The sequence below is a fragment of the Curtobacterium sp. AC268 genome (genome assembly GCF_979258745.1).
Map to the genome: position 1 here is coordinate 226,166 of NZ_OZ409878.1, position 17,654 is coordinate 243,819.

Sequence of the window (17,654 nt, forward strand, 5' to 3'; positions counted from 1 at the left end):
CCGGGCCGCCAGTTGGCCCGCCCGTCGTTCTGCCCCGCCGACTTACCCGGCGCGGGTGTCGCGAGCGGTCAGCCGAGCGGGTGCCCGGCGACCGCCCGCGCGGTGGACCCACGCGGCAGCATGCGTGTCGGGAGCACCTCGTGCCGGTCGCCGCGGCGACCCCGGAGCCGCTCGACCACGAGCTCGACCGCCCGCGCGCCCATCCGGACGCGCGGCTGGTCGACACTCGTCAGGTCGAGCCGTTCGCCGAGACCGGTGCCGTCGAACCCGGTCACCGCCGCCATCCGGGGGAGCGCGAGCCCCGCGCCGTCGGCGATCGACACGAGCCGCGCCGCGGTCGCGTCGTTCGTCGCGACGAACGCCGTGACCCCGTCACCGAGGTGCCGCGCGATCCGTGCCGGGTCCGCCGCCAGGGCCTCGACGTCGTCGACGCGGTGCTCGCCCGGTGCGCCGAGCTGCCCGGTGACCGCGGCGTGCGCGACGGCACGACGGGTCGTCGACGGGTGGCCGGACTCCGCCACGAAGCACGTGCGTCGGTGCCCGAGGGCGGCGAGGTGGAGCACCAGTGCCCGCATGCCCGACTCCTCGTCGGCACACACGGTGTCGAGTCCGAGACCGGCGAGCGCCGACCCGCTCGATCCGAGGACCGCGACCGGCAGGTCGCGCGCGACCGCCGCGAGCCGTGCCGGGGCGAGCCGACTGCTCAGGACCGCGACCCCGAGCACACCGTCGGCCGATCCGCGGGAGGTGTGCAGGGCCTCCAGGCCGTCGGCCAACCGGGCAGGGTCACGGAACCCGTCCACGACCCGGAGCGCGAACCCCAGGGTCTGCGCGGTCGCGCGTGCGCTCCGGAGTGCTTCGTCGTGGAACGGGTTCGCGGCTTCGGTGACGACCACCCCGAGGACGAGCGGCGCGCCCTGCGCGCGCCGCCTGGCGAGCGAACCGACCGGGAGGCCCAGCTCGTCCGCCGTCCGCACCGCGAGTTCCCGACGTGGCCGGGACACACCGTCGTCGCCCCGCAGAGCGAGTGACACGAGCGATCGCGAGACGGCACACCGCTCGGCGACGTCGCGGAGGGTCGCGGCCACGGTCAGGCGAGCTTCCAGGTGTGGACGTGCTCCCACGTCATCGTCTGCCACCAGCGACCGGACCAGTCCGGGCTCGCGGTGCGGTAGAGCACGACCGTGTCGCCGCGGAACCCGGTCGGCACGTCGACGTCGAGCTCGTGGATGAACGCACCGACCTCGTCGTGCAGGTCCGGCCGGCCGTACAGGTCGTGCGAGGCGAGGGAGAGGTGCGCGCGGTAGTGCTCCGGGTCGTAGTCGTTCGATTGCGGGACCTGCATCGGCTGCCGGAACGGTGCGACCACGGCCTCGATGTCGGCGGCGAGCCGGACGAAGTCGTCGTTGAGGGAGCCGTCGGGTCGGGTCGCGACGTCGTAGACGAACCCGATGCCCTGTCCACGGACGCCGGCGTTGTGCACGTCGAACCCCGGTCGGCCGTCGAGCAGCGCCGAGACGGCCGCGATGACCTGGTCCTCGTGGCTGCCGAACGGCTGGCTGCCGACGAGCGTGGCGTGCGGCGGGAAGGCGCCGGCCGACAGCAGGCCGTACTGCGCGCGGAGCTGGTCGGTGACGACCGTGACGGCCCGGCAGGTGCGGGCGTCCGGGCGCAGGTAGATGCCGTGGCGGTACGGGTCGCTCGGGTCGCGCGGCAGCTTGGCGGTGACGTTCTGGGGCATGGGTCCGTCCGTGGTCGGGAATGGGGAACGTTCCCGATGATCGGGAACGGTCCCCATGATCGACCGGACGGGCCCGGATCTCACCCGTCGGTCCGTGACGGGACGGTGAACGATGGGTGTCGGCGGCGCGGGGTCGGCCGTTCTCGTCCGTACGTGTCGCTCGGCGCTCAGGCCCGGGCGGCGGTCCGGCCCGGTACCAGGGTGCCGTCGACCGCGTTGTGGGTCACGCCCGTCGACCGGCCGTCGATCTGGTCGACCACGTCGTCCACGGACAGGCGCCCGATCAGGCCGAGTGGCTGTCTCCACGAGGTGATGCCGAGCAGCTCGGTGGCGAGCGGGGCGACCCCGTCGTAGCCCGTGACCGACAGGTCGTCCGGCGCACGGAGGCCGCGACGGCGCATCGACTCGAGCACACCGACGGCCCAGCGGTCGCTCGGTGCCATGATCGCCGTCACGCCACCGGCCCGCAGGACCTGCTCGAGGAACGAGTCGAGGTCCTCGGGGTCTGCTCCGTGGTCCTCGGAGCGGATCCGGAGCACCTCCGTGCCGCGCGCACGCAGCCGGCGCACCATCGCGTCGGTGCGTGCCGACTGCGTCAGCGACCCGGCCGGTGTGACCGTCAGCACGGCGACGCGGCGGTGTCCGAGATCGGCGACGTGGTCGGCGAGGCCGCGTCCGCCGCCGCGCTCGTCGCAGTACGCGCTGCTCACCGCATCGTTCGTCTCGGGGCGCCCGGAGACCACCGTGGGGATGCGTCGGGCGAACGGCAGGACGTCGGCGATGGGCAGGGCGCCGCTGCAGACGATGAGCCCCTCGACGCGCAGGGAGACCAGGGTCTCGAGCGCTCGGCGTTCCTCGCTGACCGGGAACGACCCCGCACCGGTGGCGGTGACGACGCGGTACCCGCGCGCCGCGGCCTGCAGCTGGAACGCGGTCAGCAGGTGCCCGTAGAAGGGGGTGGAGGCATCGCGGACGAACACCCCGAGCGTGTGCGTGCGGTGTGCCGACATGCCGCGGGCGTTGGCGTTCGCCACGTAGCCGAGGTCGATGGCGGCGCGCTTGACCCGCTCGGTCGTCGACGGAGCCACGCCGTACGCACCGGCGAGGGCTCGGGAGACGACCGACTTCGACACACCGGCCAGGGCGGCGACGTCGTGGATGGTCGGGACGGCGGGGTGTCCGGTCACCGCGGGCGCCGTTGTCTGGAGGACTGCACGAGTGTCACGGTAGCCGGACGGATGCCCGGACCGGGCGACGGTGGTGGTGAACAGTTGGTCACGCCGACCGCCCGGCGCGGGCCGCGGGCGGTCGGCGTCGGGCTAGCGGTGCCGCACCGTCAGTCGGTACCCCTTGGTCGTGGTGCCGTCCTGGGCCGTCACGGTGATGTGCGCGGTCCGCCCGGAGACGTGCACGCTCGTGACCGCGTTCGGGTTCGTGGTGTGCACGTGGACGTCCGCAGCGCGCAGCGTCCGGACCGGGGCCGTGACCGTCGCGCCGTGCGACGAGGCAGCGGCGGGCAGGTGGACGCGCACGCCCGCGACCGTGATGGAGGACGCGGTGGGGTCGTTCGACACGAGGAAGCGCTCGCGCAGAGCGGCGGCCTCGTGCTTCGTCACGCCGATCGTGTCGGTGAGGTACGAGCCCATGCCGCCGTACTCGGTGGCGATGTCCTGTTCGAAGGTGCCCTGCAGCAGCTGCGGTGTGGCCCAGGTCACCCCGAGCTGCGTGTTCGAGAGCAGGTAGTCGTGCAAGATGTCCGCGCTGTCGACGCCGAGCACCCGGTCGAGCAGGTCCACGACGGTGCCGGTGCGGTCCATGCCGTGGGAGCAGTGGATCAGGACCGTGCCGCTGGTGTGCGTGGCGAGGATCCGGAGGACCCGGCGGTACGCGGTGATCATCGACCCGGGTGTCGCCTGGTCGACCCGGCCCTTGTCGACCAGGTCGTGGTACATCGCGGTGTCGTCGCTGTAGTCGCCGTCCGCGCCGAACATCGAGATGTCGACGTGTCGTGCGCCGGGGATCGCGACGTCCGGCTTCGCGGCGATCTGGGACGGCGTGCGCAGGTCGACGACGAGGTCGACGTGGTACTCGTCGGCCAGGGTCGTGGCCCCGGCCGCGGTGATCTTGTCGAGTGACTCGGAGCGGATCAGCCGCGGGGCGTTCACCGTCTGACCGGACCGGCCGTGGACCGCGGCGAGCTCACGGCCGTTGACCAGCCCGGGGACGTCGGTGATCGGGTGGTCGGCGGCGGTGAACGTTGGCTGCAGGGTGTCGTCGGCGTGGGCGGCGGTGACGGAGAACGCGGCGGAGGCGACGACGGCCAGGCCGGCGAGGGCGGTCGCGGCGACGCGGGTGGTGCGCGGGGAGTGGTTGCGTGGGGAGCGGGTGAGTGGGGAGTGGCGGAGCGTGGACACGGGGCAACCTCGATCTGATCAGGACCCGGGGGTCGTGGGGAGCCGGACGTGGTGGCGTCCGGCTCCCCGCAGGATCGCGGCGCGGGTCGTCGGTGGTGTGGCGGCGAGGTGGCCGGGGCGTGTCCGGGTCATGAGGCAGCGCTCAGTCGCCCACCCGGCGGCCCGCGCCTCAGGACGCCGGGGCCAGCCGGTACCGGAACAGCTCGGTCAGGACCTGCCGGACGGGCGTGTAGAGCAGCACCGTCGAGCCAGTGCTGCCCGTCGCGCCCGCAGCCCCCGTCGTGCTGCCCGAGATGATCCCCAACAGCCGGTTCGTGGTGCTGATCACCGGTCCGCCCGCGTCGCCCGGCTCGATGCCGGCGCCGGCGCGCGCGGCGGCGAGGTGCTGCGCGCCGGGACGGCTCGCTGCCGGCAGACGTGTGGACGTCCAGGAGCACAGCAGCCCGCTCGACGCCCCGCTGGTGCAGAAGGGAGCGGCATCCGGTTGGCCGATGCCGGTCACGGCGGGACGTGCCAGGACCCCGCCGACCCGGTTGAACACGCGACCCGATGCCCGGGGCGTCCAGGTCGCGACGGACGGGTCGCACGACCCGGTCGTCGCCCGGGCCCGGGTGCACGCCAGGGGCGGGACGACCGCGAGTTCGAGGTCCGACTCCGCGGACTGCCAGACCACGCTGCCGACGGTCGCACCGTCGAGCTGCACGGGTGCCTGCAGCGGCGCGCAGTGCTTCGCGAGCACGACCCACCGGGTCGCCCGCTGGTACTGCGTGAACTGGCTGCGGAACCCCTTCGCGGCCAGCACGGCACCGACCGTGCAGGTGCCGCCGGGGACCCCGACCTCGGTGCCGGCGATGATCGGCGCTGCGACCCGGTCGGGGTCGCTCGTGGTGGCCGAAGCCGACGGAGCCCAGGTGAGCGTGGCCCCGACGACGGCCGCCAGGGACACGGCGACGGCCAGGCTGCGGACGAGCGCCGGGTGCGCGTGGCGGGTCACGGGTCAGCCGAGCGTGCGGGTGCCGTTGACGCGTCCGATCACCGACAGGGTGTCCGGGTCGCTGAGACGGGCGTGCCAGTGCAGCGTCGTGGTGCCGCGCGGCAGGTCAGGGAACGCTGCGGTGAAGCGGTAGTGGCCGCTGGCGCTGACGAAGTCGTCCCCCGAGGTGACCTCGGCGATGTGCTTGTTGAACAGGCCCCGCGGCTTGCCCGGTGCGTCGTAGTAGACGATGACCAGGGTGTCGGGCTTCCCGGTCCCGGCGAAGGTGATGCCGGTGAAGCTCTTCCGGTCGGGTCCGCCGTAGGTCTTGGCGGTGAACGCCACGGACGCAGCTCGGGTCGAGGTGTGTGGGGCATGCGTCGTGTGGGAGATCGTGGCGGCTCCGGCCTGCGCGGGGACCAGGACGCCGGCGGCGAGCGCACCGGCGAGGGTGACGCAGGTCGCGAGCACGGTCAGCCGGCGGACCGACGGGGAGCGGTGGGTGGACGGGGTCGAACGCATGGGGCTCCTCTGGTTCGTGGGGGTGCGTGCCGGGGTGGCTCGGTGTGCGTGAACGCTAACAATGCGTCAGACGATCGTTTAGCGAATTCCCGAACCTGAGGAGATCAGAGGCATCGCCCCCGGTGTGACCGCTGCCCATGCCTGGTCAGACGTTCGTATGATGAACCAAGACCCGACCGAGGAGTGCGATGAACCAGCGGCAGCAGGCGAAGACCCGGACCCGCGAGCAGATCATCGAGGCCGCGGCGTCCGAGTTCGCGAGCCATGGCTACGCGGGGACCTCGTTCGCACGGGTGGCCGCCGCGATGGACCGGCCGAAGTCGGCGATCGGCTACCACGTGTTCTCGTCCAAGCACGAGCTCGCCTTCGCGGTCATCGAGCGGCAGCAGGGGCGTTGGGCGGCGATCGACTCGCGGATCACGCAGCCCTCGGGGCTCGAGCACCTGCTCGTCATGCTGACGTCCGCCTGTTCGGACGCGATGCGGTGTTCGGTGGCGGCCGGGGCCATCCGGCTGAGTCACGAACTCCGTGGTGCGGGGGAGGTGATCCCGCGGGTCTTCACCTGGGATGACTACGTCCGTCGGCACCTGTCGGCTTCGAGCGGAGGTGTCGGTCCGGACTCCGATCCCGAGTGGGCACGTGCGGCGGACCTGGTGCTGACGTCCACCTTCGGGGTGATGTGGGCCCGGACGAGCGTGCGGCTGACGCGGGACACCGAGGGGCAGCTCCGTGACCTGTGGGCGGCGCTGTTCACCGGGCTCGGACTGCCCGGCGTGCATGCGCTGCTCGAGCGGGTGGAGCCCGTGCGCGTGGGCGGGGACCCGGGCCTGGCCGAGAACTGACCCCGGCGGTCCCGGCATGTCTGCCGTCCCGCCGGGGCCTCCGGTCTACTTCTTCTGCTCGGTCCCGTCCGGGTTCACGACGTACCAGACGCCCTTGTCGCCCTGACCCGTCACGTCGCCGGCCTTCTCGTCCCCGACGAAGGTGTAGATCGGCCGACCGTCGATGGTGATCTGCCGTCCGCCGTCGACGCCCGTGATGGTGCCGACCGTGCCGGTGATGCCAGACACCTTCGGCGTCGTGGTGGTCGCCTCGATCGCGGGCCACGCGGTCGCGCATCCACCGGTGCAGGTGCTCGTGCCGGAGTCCTTGACGTCGGCGTCGAAGTAGTAGGCGGTCATGCCCTTGCCGTCCACGACGACCGTGCCGAGCGACGTCGCGGCGACGGTCACGTCGACCGAGGGTGACGAGTCGGTCGTCGCGGGTGCGTCGCCCTGCGCGGCGGGGGACGGGGAGGGTGAGGGTGTCGCGGACCCGGCCGTGGAACAGCCTGCGAGGCCGAGGGTCAGGAGCAACGCGGCCCCGAGTGCGATGGACACGGGTCGGGATGACGGGGTGCGGTGGGGTGTCGACACGGGGGCTCCTCGTGGTCAGGTCTCGCCGCTGACTGCTGGCCAGACGTTCGTCTAGCGAACGTAACCGCGGGACGGTGCGGCGGCCAGCGCCCTGCGCGCCCTCTCATCGAGCGGGGCCACGGAGCGGGGCGTCAGCGGTCCGCCTGTTCGACGAGGTGGACGCCCTCGACGCGGCCGATGACGGCCAGTGACGCGGGGTCGATCAGCAGGGCGCTCCAGGACGCTCGGTCGGCGTCGCGGGGCAGCTCGGGCAGTGCTGCAGTGAAGGCGAACCGGCCGGTCGGGCCGACGGCGCTGCTGCCCGGCTCGACCTCCGCGACGTGGATGGTCGCGACCTGGCTCTCCGGGGCGGCGTAGTGGACGACCACGACGGCGCCGGGCCTCCCCGAGCCGGCGAACCGGACGCGCACCACCCGCTCCGTGCCGACCGTCCGCGGAGGCCTGATCGCGAACCGGTGCGTGCTGTTCGCCGCGGGCGGCGCGCCGAGTGCGGTGCCGAGCGCGCCCGATGATCCCACCCCGAGCGCCTCGGGTCCCGGCGCGGCCGGCGCGGGCAGCGCGAGGGTGACCGCGAGCGCCGCGACCCCGACGGCGAGGGCGATCGGTGCCACCCGGACCCGATCGGTGCTCCGCGACATGGTCGACCCTCTCGTGGACGGTGTGCGGCGGGTGCCGCCACCGCACACGCTACCGGTTCGCCAGACGATCGTCTGCGCTGGCCGACGTGCCGACGCGGACACGGGTCCGTGGTGAGCGGTACTGTTCCCCTTCGTGAGTGTTCGTCGCCGTGCTTCCCGTGTCGTCTCCATCGGGGTGGTCGCAGCCCTGGCAGCGTCGTTGACCGGGTGCGGCGAGGGAGCCGGCGTCGACAGCGACTACGCGAAGATCTGCCGCGACAACGCGACCGAGAAGCGTCTGCCGGACGACGACTGCAACAACCACGGCGGGCACGCCGGCTGGTACTTCCTGCCGCTCTTCGCCAACCGTGCCACGAGGGTCCCCGGCGTGGGGGACGCGGTCTCCGGCGGCACGAGCGCCCTGCCCGCCGGGAAGACCGCGAAGTCCGGCGTCTCGTCCCGTGGGAGCTCCGTCACCAAGGGCGGCTTCGGCGGAGCCGGCGGACACGGTGGGTTCGGCGGCTGATGGAGCGCATCGAGTTCCCCGAGCGTCCGGACTGGCGGCGCCGGATCCAGCAGACCGGGTTGATCTACTCGCGGTCCGTCCGCGACGACGGCACGCCCGTCGAGTACTGGAACGACACCGCCGCGTACGTCTTCACGCTGCCGGAGGTCGAGGCGCTCGAGCGGCAGACCGAGGAACTGCACCGGATGTGCCTCGAAGCCGCGCGGTACCTCGCCACCGGTGCCCTCGGCACGCTGGGCCTGACGCGAGCCGGGTTCGACCTCGCCGCCTGGTCGCTCGAGCACGATGAGCCCGACCTGTACGCGCGGTTCGACCTGGCCTACGCCGGAGACGGTTCACCCGCCAAGATGCTCGAGTACAACGGGGACACCCCGACCGGGCTGATCGAGGCATCGGTCACGCAGTGGCACTGGATGCAGGACCGGCTCGCCACCGGCGAACTCTCCGCCGAGACCGACCAGTGGAACGGCATCCACGAGGCGATGGTGGCGCGCTGGCGGACACTGCTGCACGAGTCCCTGCGCGCCGAGGACGGTGGGCGACTGTTCGTGGCGCACTCCGACCTCGACACGGCGGGCGAGGACTGGGACACCGTGGCCTACATGCGCGACCTGGCGGGGGAGGCCGGGTGGGAGCACACCGGCATCGAGATGAAGGACATCGGCTGGCACGCGACGGCCCGCCAGTTCGTCGGCGACCAGGAGCCGGCCGGTTCGTCGCGGAGCGTGTTCACGCTGCCCGGGGACGAGCCGGGGACCCAGTACCCGGTGATCCGCAACCTCTTCAAGCTGTACCCGTGGGAGGACCTCGTCTCCGGGGACGACCGGGCGCAGGGCGACGAGGAGTTCGGCGCCTTCCTGGTCAGCGACCGCGGGCGGCTCGGCCGCTGGTACGAGCCGGCGTGGAAGATGTTCCTGTCGAACAAGCTGCTGCTGGTCGCGCTCTGGCGCTTGTTCCCGGGCCACCCGAACCTGCTGCCGGCCTTCGCGGACGGTCCGAACGGCATGCGCGACTTCGTCGTGAAGCCCGTGTTCGGGCGCGAGGGCGACGGCATCGCGGTGCACCGAGCCGACGGTTCGGTCACGACGAACGGTCGCGAGTACCGGCGTGCCGGCACCGGCGCGGAACGCGTGTGGCAGCAGTACCACGAGCTCCCGGACTTCCCGGGGTCGAACGGGCACAACCACCCGGTGCTCGGGTCGTGGGTCGTGGGCGGCGAGTCCTTCGGAGTCGGCATCCGCGAGTCCGACGGGCCGATCACGGACTACTGGTGCCGGTTCGCCCCGAACATCATCGCGGCCTGACGTCGGTCAGTTGACGATCTCGCCGCGTTCCTCGGGCGGGAGCGCGACGAGCCGTTCCCGCCACCGGCGCAACGCCTCCGGGGTGAGCCGTGTCCACCCGGTCTCCTCGCCGACCACGCGGAGCGGGAGGGCACTGCGGTACGACCGGGTCGGGTTGCCGGGGAACTTCTTGTCGGTCACGTTCGGGTCGTCCTCGAAGGGACCGGTCGGCTCGACACGGTACACGCGCGGCTCGCGGTCGCCGGGTACGAGCTCGGCCGCGAGTTCGGCCGCGAGCCCGGCTCCGTCGCGGGTCGCCGTGAAGTACACGTGGTTCATCACGACGTCGGGGCGGTAGTTCGAGCGGAAACCGGGGGAGAGGAACTCCCCGGGTCGCAGGACCGCCACGGTGCCGTGCCAGAACGGACCGGTCTCGTCTGCTGCTGCCATGGCGTCAGCCTACGAACGACTCAGTGCCCGTGTCCGACCAGCGCGCGCCACCGCGGCTGTTCCGAGACGACGACGGCGACGCACAGGACGGTGACGACGATCGCGACCGCCGTCGGCCACAGGATCCAGGCCGCAGCGACCGCCCCCACGAGGTGCGCGAGGACCGACGCGATCGTGACCGCTCCCGGCGCCGCGACCGGCGGGTCACCGCCAGGTCGGTCACCGGGGTCCCGAACACCGCCGGCGGCACGACGAGGGCCAGGACGGCGGCGATCGCGAGCACCGGCGAGTGGGGCCACAGTGCCCAGGGGACGCCCACCCACGCGACGAGCTCCGCCAGGAACCGCAGGCTGCCACGGAGCGGGTCGTGACCGACGGGCCTCGACGGGTGCGCCGCCGTGGATGCGGTCACCGTGTCGTCGCGGCACGGAAGCCACGATCCAGGAAGTCGACCATCCACGCGGCACTCGCATCCACGTCCGTGTCCATCTGGAACCCACCGGACGCCTCGATCGTCGCGAACCCGTGCAGGACGCTGCGGAGCACCCGGAGCGCGTGGACCTCGTCGGCCGGGTCGAGCGGGTAGTCGCGGAGCGCCGCGGCGAAGGACGCCAGGGTGCGGCCGAGAGCGATCGCCAGGGGGTCCTCGGCGCCGGTCGGACGGATGCTGACGGCCGCCTGGTACCGCGCCGGGTGCTCCTGGACGCTCCGGCGCACGGTCTGCACCGCCGCCTCGAGCGCACTCCGACCGCTGCGCCCCTGCATGGCGTCGCGGAGCGCGTCACCGAGCTCGTTCGCGCCGAGGATCGCGATCCTGCGGGTGAGGTCGCCGAGCCCGTCGACGTGCTTGTACAGCGACGGCGCCTTCACCCCGAGGCGATCGGCGACGACGCTCATGCTCAGCTGGGCGAGGCCGATCTCGTCGGCCAGCGTCGCCGCGGCCTCGGTGACGGTCGCCGGGTCGAGCCCCGCCCTAGGCAACGGGACCTACGACGGGCAGCGTGCGGGCGAGGAACGGCAGCAGCAGGGCGAGGAGCGCCGACGGCGTCTCGGTGTGGGGGTAGTGACCGGCACCGTCGATCACGGCGAGTTCGCCGAGGCCGTCCGGCAGGTCGGCGAGGATCCGCTCGCCCTCGGCGCGGGGCTCGGCCCAGTCCGGATCGGCACTGCCCTCGACGACCAGCACGGGGCACCGGACGGCACCCAGCTGCTCGCCGGCGTCGGCGGGTGACGTGCGGGTCATGGCGCGGAGGACCGCCATCCGCTCCGGTTGCCGCAGGGTCGTCTCGATGCGGCTGCGTTCCGTCGCCCAGTCGGCGGGCTTGGTGGGCACCGCGATGTCGAGGTACGCGAGCCAGCCGGGCAGGCTGCCGCTCGTCATGACCCGCGCGAGCTGGACGGTGCCGGCGCGGTGTCGGCGGTTGCGCAGCAGTCCGCCCAGGTCGACGGACTGCTTGCGCGTGAACGGCGCCAGTTCGACGATGCCCGCGACCAGGTCCGGGGCGGTCGCCGCGGCGATCGTCGCCGCACCGCCACTGATGGACTGCCCGACGACCACGGCCGGGCCACCGAGGTGGCGGGCCACGGCGACGAGGTCGCGTGCGATGTCGGCGCGCGCGTAGCCGGCCCACCCGGTGCTCGAGTCGCCGCAGCCGCGGAGGTCGACGTTCGCCACCCGGTAGCCGGCCGCGACGAGCTCCGGCACGACGAAACGGTAGGCGTGCCGGCTGTCGCCCATGCCGTGCGCGAGGACCACGAGCGCCCCTGTTCCGGAGAGGTCGTAGGCGATCGTGCCGCCCTCGGTGTCCAGGTGTTCGAGCATGTCGTGGCTCCTTCGGCTACGGGTAGTAACTCGAAGGCTAATACCCGTAGCCGACGTTGGCAAGGGGCGGTCGTCACGCATCCAGGTCGAGCGTCGTCGACAGCTCGGGGAACGCCTGCGCCTGCTCGACGAGCTGCTGTCCCTTCTGCACGATCCCCGCCACGCTGTCCGCGCCGGCGGCGAACCGCAGCGGCGGCTCGGGCATCGCGACCAGCGTCAGCAGCACCTGCGCGAGCTTCGCGGGGTCGCCGGACTGGTTGCCCCGCATGCCGCGGAAGAACTCCTTCGACCCGGCGGAGAGCGGGGCGTAGTCGTCGATCGCGACGTCGCCCCAGAAGGTCGAGTCGCCCTCGGCCAGCAGGTCGGTGCGGAAGAAGCCGGGCTCGACCACGGTGGTGTGGATGCCGAAGGGCGCGACCTCGTCGTGCAGGGCCTCCATCCAGCCCTCGAGCGCGAACTTCGACGCCGAGTAGGCGCTCCCACCGGCGCCGGCGACGATGCCCGCGGTGGAGCTGACGCTGATGACGTGCCCGGAGCGCTGCCGTCGCATGACCGGGAGCACAGCGCGCGTCACGGCGAGCGCTCCGAAGAAGTTCGTCTCCATCTGCGCGCGGAACTGCTCGGCCGAGATCTCCTCGAAGTACCCGGCCTGGAAGCTCCCGGCGTTGTTCACCAGGACGTCGACGCCGCCGAAGCGGTCGGTCGCGGCGTCGACGGCGGCCCGGACGGACTCCGGGTCGGTCACGTCGAGCGCGACGGCGAGCAGGTGCTCGTGGTCGCCGAGGACGGCGCGGACCCGCTCGGGGTCGCGTCCGGTCGCCACGACCCGGTGCCCGGCGTCGAGGGCCGCCCGGGCGAAGTCGGTGCCCATCCCGCGGCTCGTGCCGGTGATGAGGAAGGTGCTGGTTCCGGTCATGGTGTGTGGTTCCTGTTCGATGGAAGGGACGCGAAGAAGGGGACGGATGCCCGTCAGCCGCGCACTCGGACGGTGGCGGCGCCGGACGGCAGGTCGCGCACCGCTCCGACGTCGTCGACTGTGCCGATCGGCACGATCCCCGAGAAGCTGCCGACGTCCGTGTAGTACAGGACGATCGACTGGTCCGGCGCGTAGTACGCGATGGTGCCTGCCGGCGCATCGCTCGTGCTCGGGGCGCCGGTGGTGTCGAGCGGCGTGGGGAGCCGGGCGATCTGCTCCTGGCCGCCGTAGTCGCCGAACGTCAGCGTCGCCGGCAGCTGAGCGGCCAGCGCGCGCGCCGTCGCGTTGTCGGTCAACCGGCCGGTCAGGGTCTCGCCGTCGAGCTCGATGGTGATGTGCACGGGGTCGGCCTCCGTCGGGGTGGTGATCGTGGGAGCTGCTGAAGGAGACGCAGACACCGTCGACGTCGCAGCTGACGGCGCAGGCGACTCCGCGCGCTCGACGCCGCTGCACCCGGCGAGCGCCCCCACCACGAGCGCGACGACCGGAACCGACGCGAGCGGACCCAGCCCGACGAGCGGACCCTCGGCGGTACGGCATCTGGTGCGGATGTGCATCGGAGCTCCCTGAGTTGGTGGACACCCACCATCGAAGCCCCACCACCACCCGCCCAGTGAGGCTCCGGCGAAACGGGGTCCTGCAGAACCTCCCTGTCCGCCGGACGATGCCCCTACCGTCGGTCCGTGACCACGACGACCTCCGACCTCCCCACGACCGACCGGGCGACCGACGGCCGGCTGCCCTGGTTCCCGCTCTCCCTGCTCGCCGCGATCGGGTTCCTCCTCGTCGCCATGGAGACGATGCCGGCCGGGCTGTTGCCCGCGATCGCCGACGGGATGGGCACGAGCGAGGGCACGGTCGGCCTGTTCGTCAGCGCGTACGCCATGGGGACGGTCATCGCCACGGTCCCGGCGATCGCCCTGACCCGCGGGTTCCGCCGCAAGCCGCTCATCGTGGCCGCCATCGCCGTGCTGCTCGTCGCGAACACCCTGACCGCGTTCGCGCCGAACGTCGCGGTCGCGCTGGTCACCCGGTTCGTCGCCGGCGCGATGTCGGGGACGATCTGGGGCATGTTCGCCACCTACGCCCGGCGGATCAGCCCGGCCCGCTTCGCCGGGGTGTCGCTCGCGATCGTCTCGACGGGCGCGCCGGTGGGGTTCGCGCTGGGCACGCCGCTCGGGTCCTTCATCGGCGACGCCCTGGGCTGGCGGTCGTCGTTCATCGGGCTGAGCCTGGTCGGCGTGGTGGTCCTGGCGCTGATCGCGCTGTTCGTGCCGGATGCCCCGGGGCAGACGAGCGCCGCGAAGCTGTCCGTCGTGAGGGTGTTCCGGATCCGCGGCATCGCGGTCATCCTCGCCGTGATCGCGACGTGGATGGTGGCACACAACACGATCTACACGTACATCTCGCCGTACCTGCGGGCGACCGGCACCGAATTGACCGCCGGGCTGGTGCTGCTGGTCTACGGGATCGCCGCGATCCTCGGCGTCGTCGTGACCGGTGCCCTGCTCGACCGGCATCCCCGACCCCTGCTGCACGGCAGCGTCGGCCTGTTCGTCCTGGCCGGCGTGGTGCTGCTCGTCGGCCACACGTCGCCGGTCGCGGTCCTGCTGGCCGCGGGCCTGTGGGGCGTCGGCTTCGGCGGTTCGTCGACGCAGCTGCAGGCCGCCCTGACGACCGCCGGCGGCGAGGACGCCGACGTCGCGAGCGCGTTCCTTCCGGTCGCGTTCAACATCGCGATCTTCGCGGCCGGCCTGTTCGGCGCCGCCCTGCTGACTGCTTTCGACGGGTTGGTGCTCGCCGTGGTGATGATCGTGTTCGGGGCGGTCGCGGCGATCCTCACCGTCATCGGTCGCGGTTCGGCGTTCCCCGCGAAGCTCTGAGGCGACCGCGACCGCGACCGCGAAAGCCACCGCCACCGCCGGCTGCGATCATGTCCGGGTGCAGCACCACGACGAGGACCCCACCCGCCCGGACGTCACGACCATCGAGATCATCGGCGGGCCGGAACCGGTCACCGTGCCCCTGCAGCCCGCCGACAGCGGGTGGGCTGCGGTCTTCGCGGACCACCGGCGACGCATCCTGGAGGCCCTCCCCGGCTCCGGCACGGACGCCCCGGTCGTCGAGCACATCGGCTCCACGGCCGTCCCCGGCCTGGCCGCGAAACCGATCGTCGACATCGTGGTCGCCGTCCCGGACATCACCGCCGAGGCCACCTACCTCGACCAGCTCCTCGCCGCCGGGTACGAGCTCCGTGTGCGTGAGCCGGGCCACCGCCTGGTCCGGACGCCGGCCCGCGACGTCCACGTGCACGTCTACGAGCGGGGCGCGACGGCGGTCGACGAGTACCTGCTCCTCCGAGACCACCTGCGTGCCGACGCCCGTGACCGCGCGCTGTACGAACGGACGAAGCGGGAGTTGCTCGACCGGAGCTGGGACGACATGAACGCCTACGCCGAGGCGAAGACGGCCGTCATCACCGCGATCAAGGAGCGGGCACGACGGAGCCGCGCGTCCTGAGACGCGCGGCTCCGGTTCCCGCTGCCGAGCCTCAGCTCGTCGGGACGACGTCCCAGTGCTCGCGGATCAGGTTGCCGCCGACCCGGAACAGGTCGGCCGCGCCGAACGGTGCGTCGGCCTTCGCCCCGACCGGCTTCGAGAACGTCCACACCAGGTCGCCGTCGGCCAGCGAGATGACGGACTCCTGCTTCGGCAGGCTCTGCGCGGCGCTGCCGGCGAAGAACTGCTTGAGCGCGGCCGTGCCGTTCGCGGCGACCGAGTTGTGCTGCAGGTACGCCGGGTCGAACTCCTCGTCCAGCACGGACACGTCGTGGTCGCGGAACAGTCGGTCGTACGCGGTCACGGCGAGCACCCGGTTGTGCTCCTCCTGCTGTTCGGTCAGGTGACGGTCACGCTTCGCGGCCGGGTACAGGTCGCTGAACATGCTGTTCGTGTTGCCGCTGGCCGGGGTCCCCGTCGGCACCGTCTGACGGAGTGCCCACCACTCGCTGATGCGCCCGTCGCGCATGCGGAACAGGTCGACGGCGGCGTCACCGGTGCGTTCGTCCGTCGGCTTCGCGGTGATCTGCCAGTGCACGGCCACCAGGTCCGCGTCCCCGGCGACGTGCTTGATCACGGCGTGGGCGCCGGGCACCCGGGAGCGGTCCGCGGTGAACTCGGCGAGCAACGCGGACGGACCCGAGGCGCTCGTCGCACCGTGGGCGACGGCACCGGTCGCGACGGCGGTCCGGGCAGCCGCACGGGCCGTCGCGGACCCGGGGGACCGGAACGCGCACCGGAACAGGTGCCGGACCGTGGCCTCGTTGCGCTGCTCGGCGCGACGATCGAGCCGAGACACGGCCGTGCCGCCCGAGGTCGTCCGCGCAGCACGGGCCACGGTGTGGTGCGCGGCGGTCGCGGTGGTGTCGGAGGTGGAGGTGTGGAGGGGTGCCGCCACGGCCGGACCGGCCACGAGCGACACGGCGATGGCGACCGGAGCTGCCACCGCACACGCCTTGGCGATGATGGGGAGAAGTGATGTCGTCTGCACGGCAGAACGATGGAACCGGACCCTGGGGGCCGGCGCGCGCCGTGGAGCCGCCACGCGCTGCGACCGTGACCGGCTTCTCAGTCGCGGTGCGCGCCTCCAGGGTGGGCTGTGCGCGCGCTGCCAGGGTGACCCGTTCCCGCTGGTGATCGACGAGCCGGACCTGTGGGACGGCTCACGCACACTGTCAGCCGATCCCTACGCGCCGGACTCGTCGATGGCCAGACGCAGCTCGGCGAGGACGGGCAGCGCGGCGCGCAGCGCGTCGACCCCGTCCGGGCCCAGGCGTTCGAGCGCGCCGACCAGGACGTGCTCGGCCGAGGCGTCGTAGACCCGGAGCCGCTCGGACGCGAGCTCGGTCAGGGCGATCTCGGTGCTGCGGCCGTCGCCGGTGGCGAGCCGCCGGTGGACGAGCCCGCCGCGTTCCATCGCGGTCACGAGGTTGCTGACCGTGGAGCGGGCGAGGCCGAGGGACCGGCCGAGCGCCGTCGGCGTGAGCCATCCGGCCTCGTCGAGTCGTCGCAGGACCTCGATCTGGGCATCGGGCAGCTCCGGCAGCGCACCGTCACGGCGTGATGCGTTCAGCAGGGTGCGGCGGAACGGGCCGACCTGGTCGCTGAGCCGCCGGGCGATGTCCCGGAGTCCTGCGGTGTCGTGCTCGCTGCCCATGTCCTCAGCTTAGGTCCTCGAAAAAGGTTTGCAACAAAACTATGTTTGGCGCAGGATGAGTGCATGACGATCACCACCTCAGTTGCACAGCCCGTCCCGTCGCAGGACCTCTCCGGCATCGTCGGACACCGGTTCATCTACACGTACGCCAATGGCTGGCAGTACGAGATGTACGTCAAGAACGCCACCACCATCGACTACCGCATCCACTCCGGCATGGTCGGCGGGCGCTGGGTCAAGGACCAGCAGGTCGACCTCGTGGTGCTCACCGCCGGCGTCTACAAGGTGTCGTGGAACGAGCCGACCGGCACGAGCGTCGTCGTGACCGTGGTGCCGGGGGAGCGCGTGCTGCACGGCACGATCTTCTTCCCGCACTGGGTCGAGGAGGACGGCAGCAAGACCGTGCTGTTCCAGAACGACCACCTGGACCGGATGCGCGAGTACCGCGACGCCGGCCCCACCTACCCGATCTACGTCGTCCCCGAGTTCGCCCACATCACCCTGTTCGAGTTCGTCGGCCAGGACGACGAGACCGTCGTCGACACTGCGCCCGCCGACCTGCCGGCCGGGTTCGCCGACCGGAGCAACTGAGCATGACCGCGGAACGTCCGCTGGAGCGTGCCCTGACGAGCATCCGGCTCGAGCACCGGGGCGCGGCGCTCCGGGGTGGGAGTACCACCCGGCGTCGGCGTCGGCGTC

22 protein-coding genes are annotated in these 17,654 nt (G+C 72.5%); 6 read left to right on the forward strand and 16 right to left on the reverse strand.

Features of this window, described 5'->3' with window-relative positions; translation table 11 throughout:
• Nucleotides 1-68: 68 nt before the first annotated feature.
• The 6 genes from ACZZ9K_RS01060 to ACZZ9K_RS01085 form a co-directional block, all read right to left on the reverse strand.
• Nucleotides 69-1,088 (reverse strand): LacI family DNA-binding transcriptional regulator, encoded by a 1,020-nt coding sequence (locus tag ACZZ9K_RS01060; RefSeq protein WP_463443116.1) that lies wholly within the window; start codon nucleotides 1,086-1,088, stop codon nucleotides 69-71.
• Nucleotides 1,089-1,090: 2 nt separating this feature from the next.
• A complete protein-coding gene (locus ACZZ9K_RS01065) occupies nucleotides 1,091-1,741 on the reverse strand; it encodes a 2'-5' RNA ligase family protein (protein WP_463443117.1) in 651 nt (216 codons plus the stop codon).
• A gap of 167 nt (nucleotides 1,742-1,908) precedes the next feature.
• On the reverse strand, nucleotides 1,909-2,928 hold the full coding sequence (locus ACZZ9K_RS01070; protein ID WP_463443118.1) for a LacI family DNA-binding transcriptional regulator: 1,020 nt from the start codon (nucleotides 2,926-2,928) through the stop codon (nucleotides 1,909-1,911).
• Nucleotides 2,929-3,060: 132 nt separating this feature from the next.
• Nucleotides 3,061-4,155: a tyrosine-protein phosphatase gene (locus tag ACZZ9K_RS01075; protein ID WP_463443119.1), complete on the reverse strand. Its 1,095-nt coding sequence runs from the start codon at nucleotides 4,153-4,155 to the stop codon at nucleotides 3,061-3,063.
• Between the two features lie 169 nt (nucleotides 4,156-4,324).
• A complete protein-coding gene (locus ACZZ9K_RS01080; protein WP_463443120.1) occupies nucleotides 4,325-5,149 on the reverse strand; it encodes a chymotrypsin family serine protease in 825 nt (274 codons plus the stop codon).
• A 3-nt stretch (nucleotides 5,150-5,152) separates the two neighbouring features.
• On the reverse strand, nucleotides 5,153-5,650 hold the full coding sequence (locus ACZZ9K_RS01085; RefSeq protein WP_214522180.1) for a hypothetical protein: 498 nt from the start codon (nucleotides 5,648-5,650) through the stop codon (nucleotides 5,153-5,155).
• A gap of 188 nt (nucleotides 5,651-5,838) precedes the next feature.
• Between ACZZ9K_RS01085 and ACZZ9K_RS01090 the strand changes: the two genes are divergently transcribed.
• Entirely contained in the window at nucleotides 5,839-6,492 is a 654-nt protein-coding gene (locus ACZZ9K_RS01090; RefSeq protein WP_463443121.1) for a TetR family transcriptional regulator, read from the forward strand.
• Between the two features lie 45 nt (nucleotides 6,493-6,537).
• Here the strand turns inward: ACZZ9K_RS01090 and ACZZ9K_RS01095 are convergent, their stop codons facing one another.
• Entirely contained in the window at nucleotides 6,538-7,065 is a 528-nt protein-coding gene (locus tag ACZZ9K_RS01095) for a COG4315 family predicted lipoprotein (protein ID WP_463443122.1), read from the reverse strand.
• 131 nt (nucleotides 7,066-7,196) lie between these two features.
• Nucleotides 7,197-7,703: a hypothetical protein gene (locus tag ACZZ9K_RS01100; RefSeq protein ID WP_463443123.1), complete on the reverse strand. Its 507-nt coding sequence runs from the start codon at nucleotides 7,701-7,703 to the stop codon at nucleotides 7,197-7,199.
• A gap of 133 nt (nucleotides 7,704-7,836) precedes the next feature.
• On the opposite strand from ACZZ9K_RS01100, the gene ACZZ9K_RS01105 reads away from it, so the two are divergent.
• Both ACZZ9K_RS01105 and ACZZ9K_RS01110 read left to right on the forward strand, forming a co-directional pair.
• Nucleotides 7,837-8,208: a tRNA-dihydrouridine synthase gene (locus ACZZ9K_RS01105; protein ID WP_232749471.1), complete on the forward strand. Its 372-nt coding sequence runs from the start codon at nucleotides 7,837-7,839 to the stop codon at nucleotides 8,206-8,208.
• The gene (locus tag ACZZ9K_RS01110; RefSeq protein WP_463443124.1) at nucleotides 8,208-9,512 is read left to right on the forward strand and encodes a glutathionylspermidine synthase family protein; all 1,305 of its coding nucleotides are present in this window, start codon (nucleotides 8,208-8,210) and stop codon (nucleotides 9,510-9,512) included. Before ACZZ9K_RS01105 ends, ACZZ9K_RS01110 begins: the two co-directional genes overlap by 1 nt.
• Before the next feature lie 6 nt (nucleotides 9,513-9,518).
• On the opposite strand, the gene arr is transcribed toward ACZZ9K_RS01110, so the two are convergent.
• From arr to ACZZ9K_RS01140, 6 genes are all read right to left on the reverse strand, one after another.
• Nucleotides 9,519-9,941, reverse strand: a complete 423-nt coding sequence (arr, locus tag ACZZ9K_RS01115; protein ID WP_463443125.1) for an NAD(+)--rifampin ADP-ribosyltransferase — start codon at nucleotides 9,939-9,941, stop codon at nucleotides 9,519-9,521.
• 20 nt (nucleotides 9,942-9,961) lie between these two features.
• On the reverse strand, nucleotides 9,962-10,240 hold the full coding sequence (locus ACZZ9K_RS01120) for a hypothetical protein (protein WP_463443126.1): 279 nt from the start codon (nucleotides 10,238-10,240) through the stop codon (nucleotides 9,962-9,964).
• Between the two features lie 109 nt (nucleotides 10,241-10,349).
• On the reverse strand, nucleotides 10,350-10,922 hold the full coding sequence (locus ACZZ9K_RS01125) for a TetR/AcrR family transcriptional regulator (protein WP_138803183.1): 573 nt from the start codon (nucleotides 10,920-10,922) through the stop codon (nucleotides 10,350-10,352).
• On the reverse strand, nucleotides 10,915-11,763 hold the full coding sequence (locus ACZZ9K_RS01130) for an alpha/beta fold hydrolase (protein WP_463443127.1): 849 nt from the start codon (nucleotides 11,761-11,763) through the stop codon (nucleotides 10,915-10,917). Before ACZZ9K_RS01130 ends, ACZZ9K_RS01125 begins: the two co-directional genes overlap by 8 nt.
• 73 nt (nucleotides 11,764-11,836) lie before the next feature.
• Nucleotides 11,837-12,679 carry an SDR family NAD(P)-dependent oxidoreductase gene (locus ACZZ9K_RS01135; RefSeq protein ID WP_463443128.1) on the reverse strand — a complete coding sequence of 281 codons (843 nt, stop codon included), beginning with the start codon at nucleotides 12,677-12,679 and terminating at the stop codon, nucleotides 11,837-11,839.
• Nucleotides 12,680-12,732: 53 nt separating this feature from the next.
• Nucleotides 12,733-13,080 carry a cyclophilin-like fold protein gene (locus ACZZ9K_RS01140; protein WP_463443129.1) on the reverse strand — a complete coding sequence of 116 codons (348 nt, stop codon included), beginning with the start codon at nucleotides 13,078-13,080 and terminating at the stop codon, nucleotides 12,733-12,735.
• Nucleotides 13,081-13,422: 342 nt separating this feature from the next.
• On the opposite strand from ACZZ9K_RS01140, the gene ACZZ9K_RS01145 reads away from it, so the two are divergent.
• The gene (locus ACZZ9K_RS01145; protein ID WP_463443130.1) at nucleotides 13,423-14,622 is read left to right on the forward strand and encodes an MFS transporter; all 1,200 of its coding nucleotides are present in this window, start codon (nucleotides 13,423-13,425) and stop codon (nucleotides 14,620-14,622) included.
• Between the two features lie 58 nt (nucleotides 14,623-14,680).
• Nucleotides 14,681-15,259 (forward strand): GrpB family protein, encoded by a 579-nt coding sequence (locus ACZZ9K_RS01150; protein ID WP_463443131.1) that lies wholly within the window; start codon nucleotides 14,681-14,683, stop codon nucleotides 15,257-15,259.
• A gap of 31 nt (nucleotides 15,260-15,290) precedes the next feature.
• Here ACZZ9K_RS01150 and ACZZ9K_RS01155 read toward each other — a convergent pair whose 3' ends face one another.
• Together ACZZ9K_RS01155 and ACZZ9K_RS01160 are read right to left on the reverse strand one after the other, a co-directional pair.
• Nucleotides 15,291-16,244, reverse strand: coding sequence for a nuclear transport factor 2 family protein (locus tag ACZZ9K_RS01155; protein ID WP_463443132.1), 954 nt, complete (start codon nucleotides 16,242-16,244; stop codon nucleotides 15,291-15,293).
• A 240-nt stretch (nucleotides 16,245-16,484) separates the two neighbouring features.
• The gene (locus ACZZ9K_RS01160) at nucleotides 16,485-16,955 is read right to left on the reverse strand and encodes a MarR family winged helix-turn-helix transcriptional regulator (RefSeq protein WP_111022953.1); all 471 of its coding nucleotides are present in this window, start codon (nucleotides 16,953-16,955) and stop codon (nucleotides 16,485-16,487) included.
• A 63-nt stretch (nucleotides 16,956-17,018) separates the two neighbouring features.
• Here ACZZ9K_RS01160 and ACZZ9K_RS01165 point away from each other — a divergent pair, with 63 nt between their 5' ends.
• Complete coding sequence (locus ACZZ9K_RS01165; protein WP_017885669.1) at nucleotides 17,019-17,546, forward strand: phenolic acid decarboxylase; 528 nt, start codon at nucleotides 17,019-17,021, stop codon at nucleotides 17,544-17,546.
• Nucleotides 17,547-17,654 lie beyond the last annotated feature (108 nt).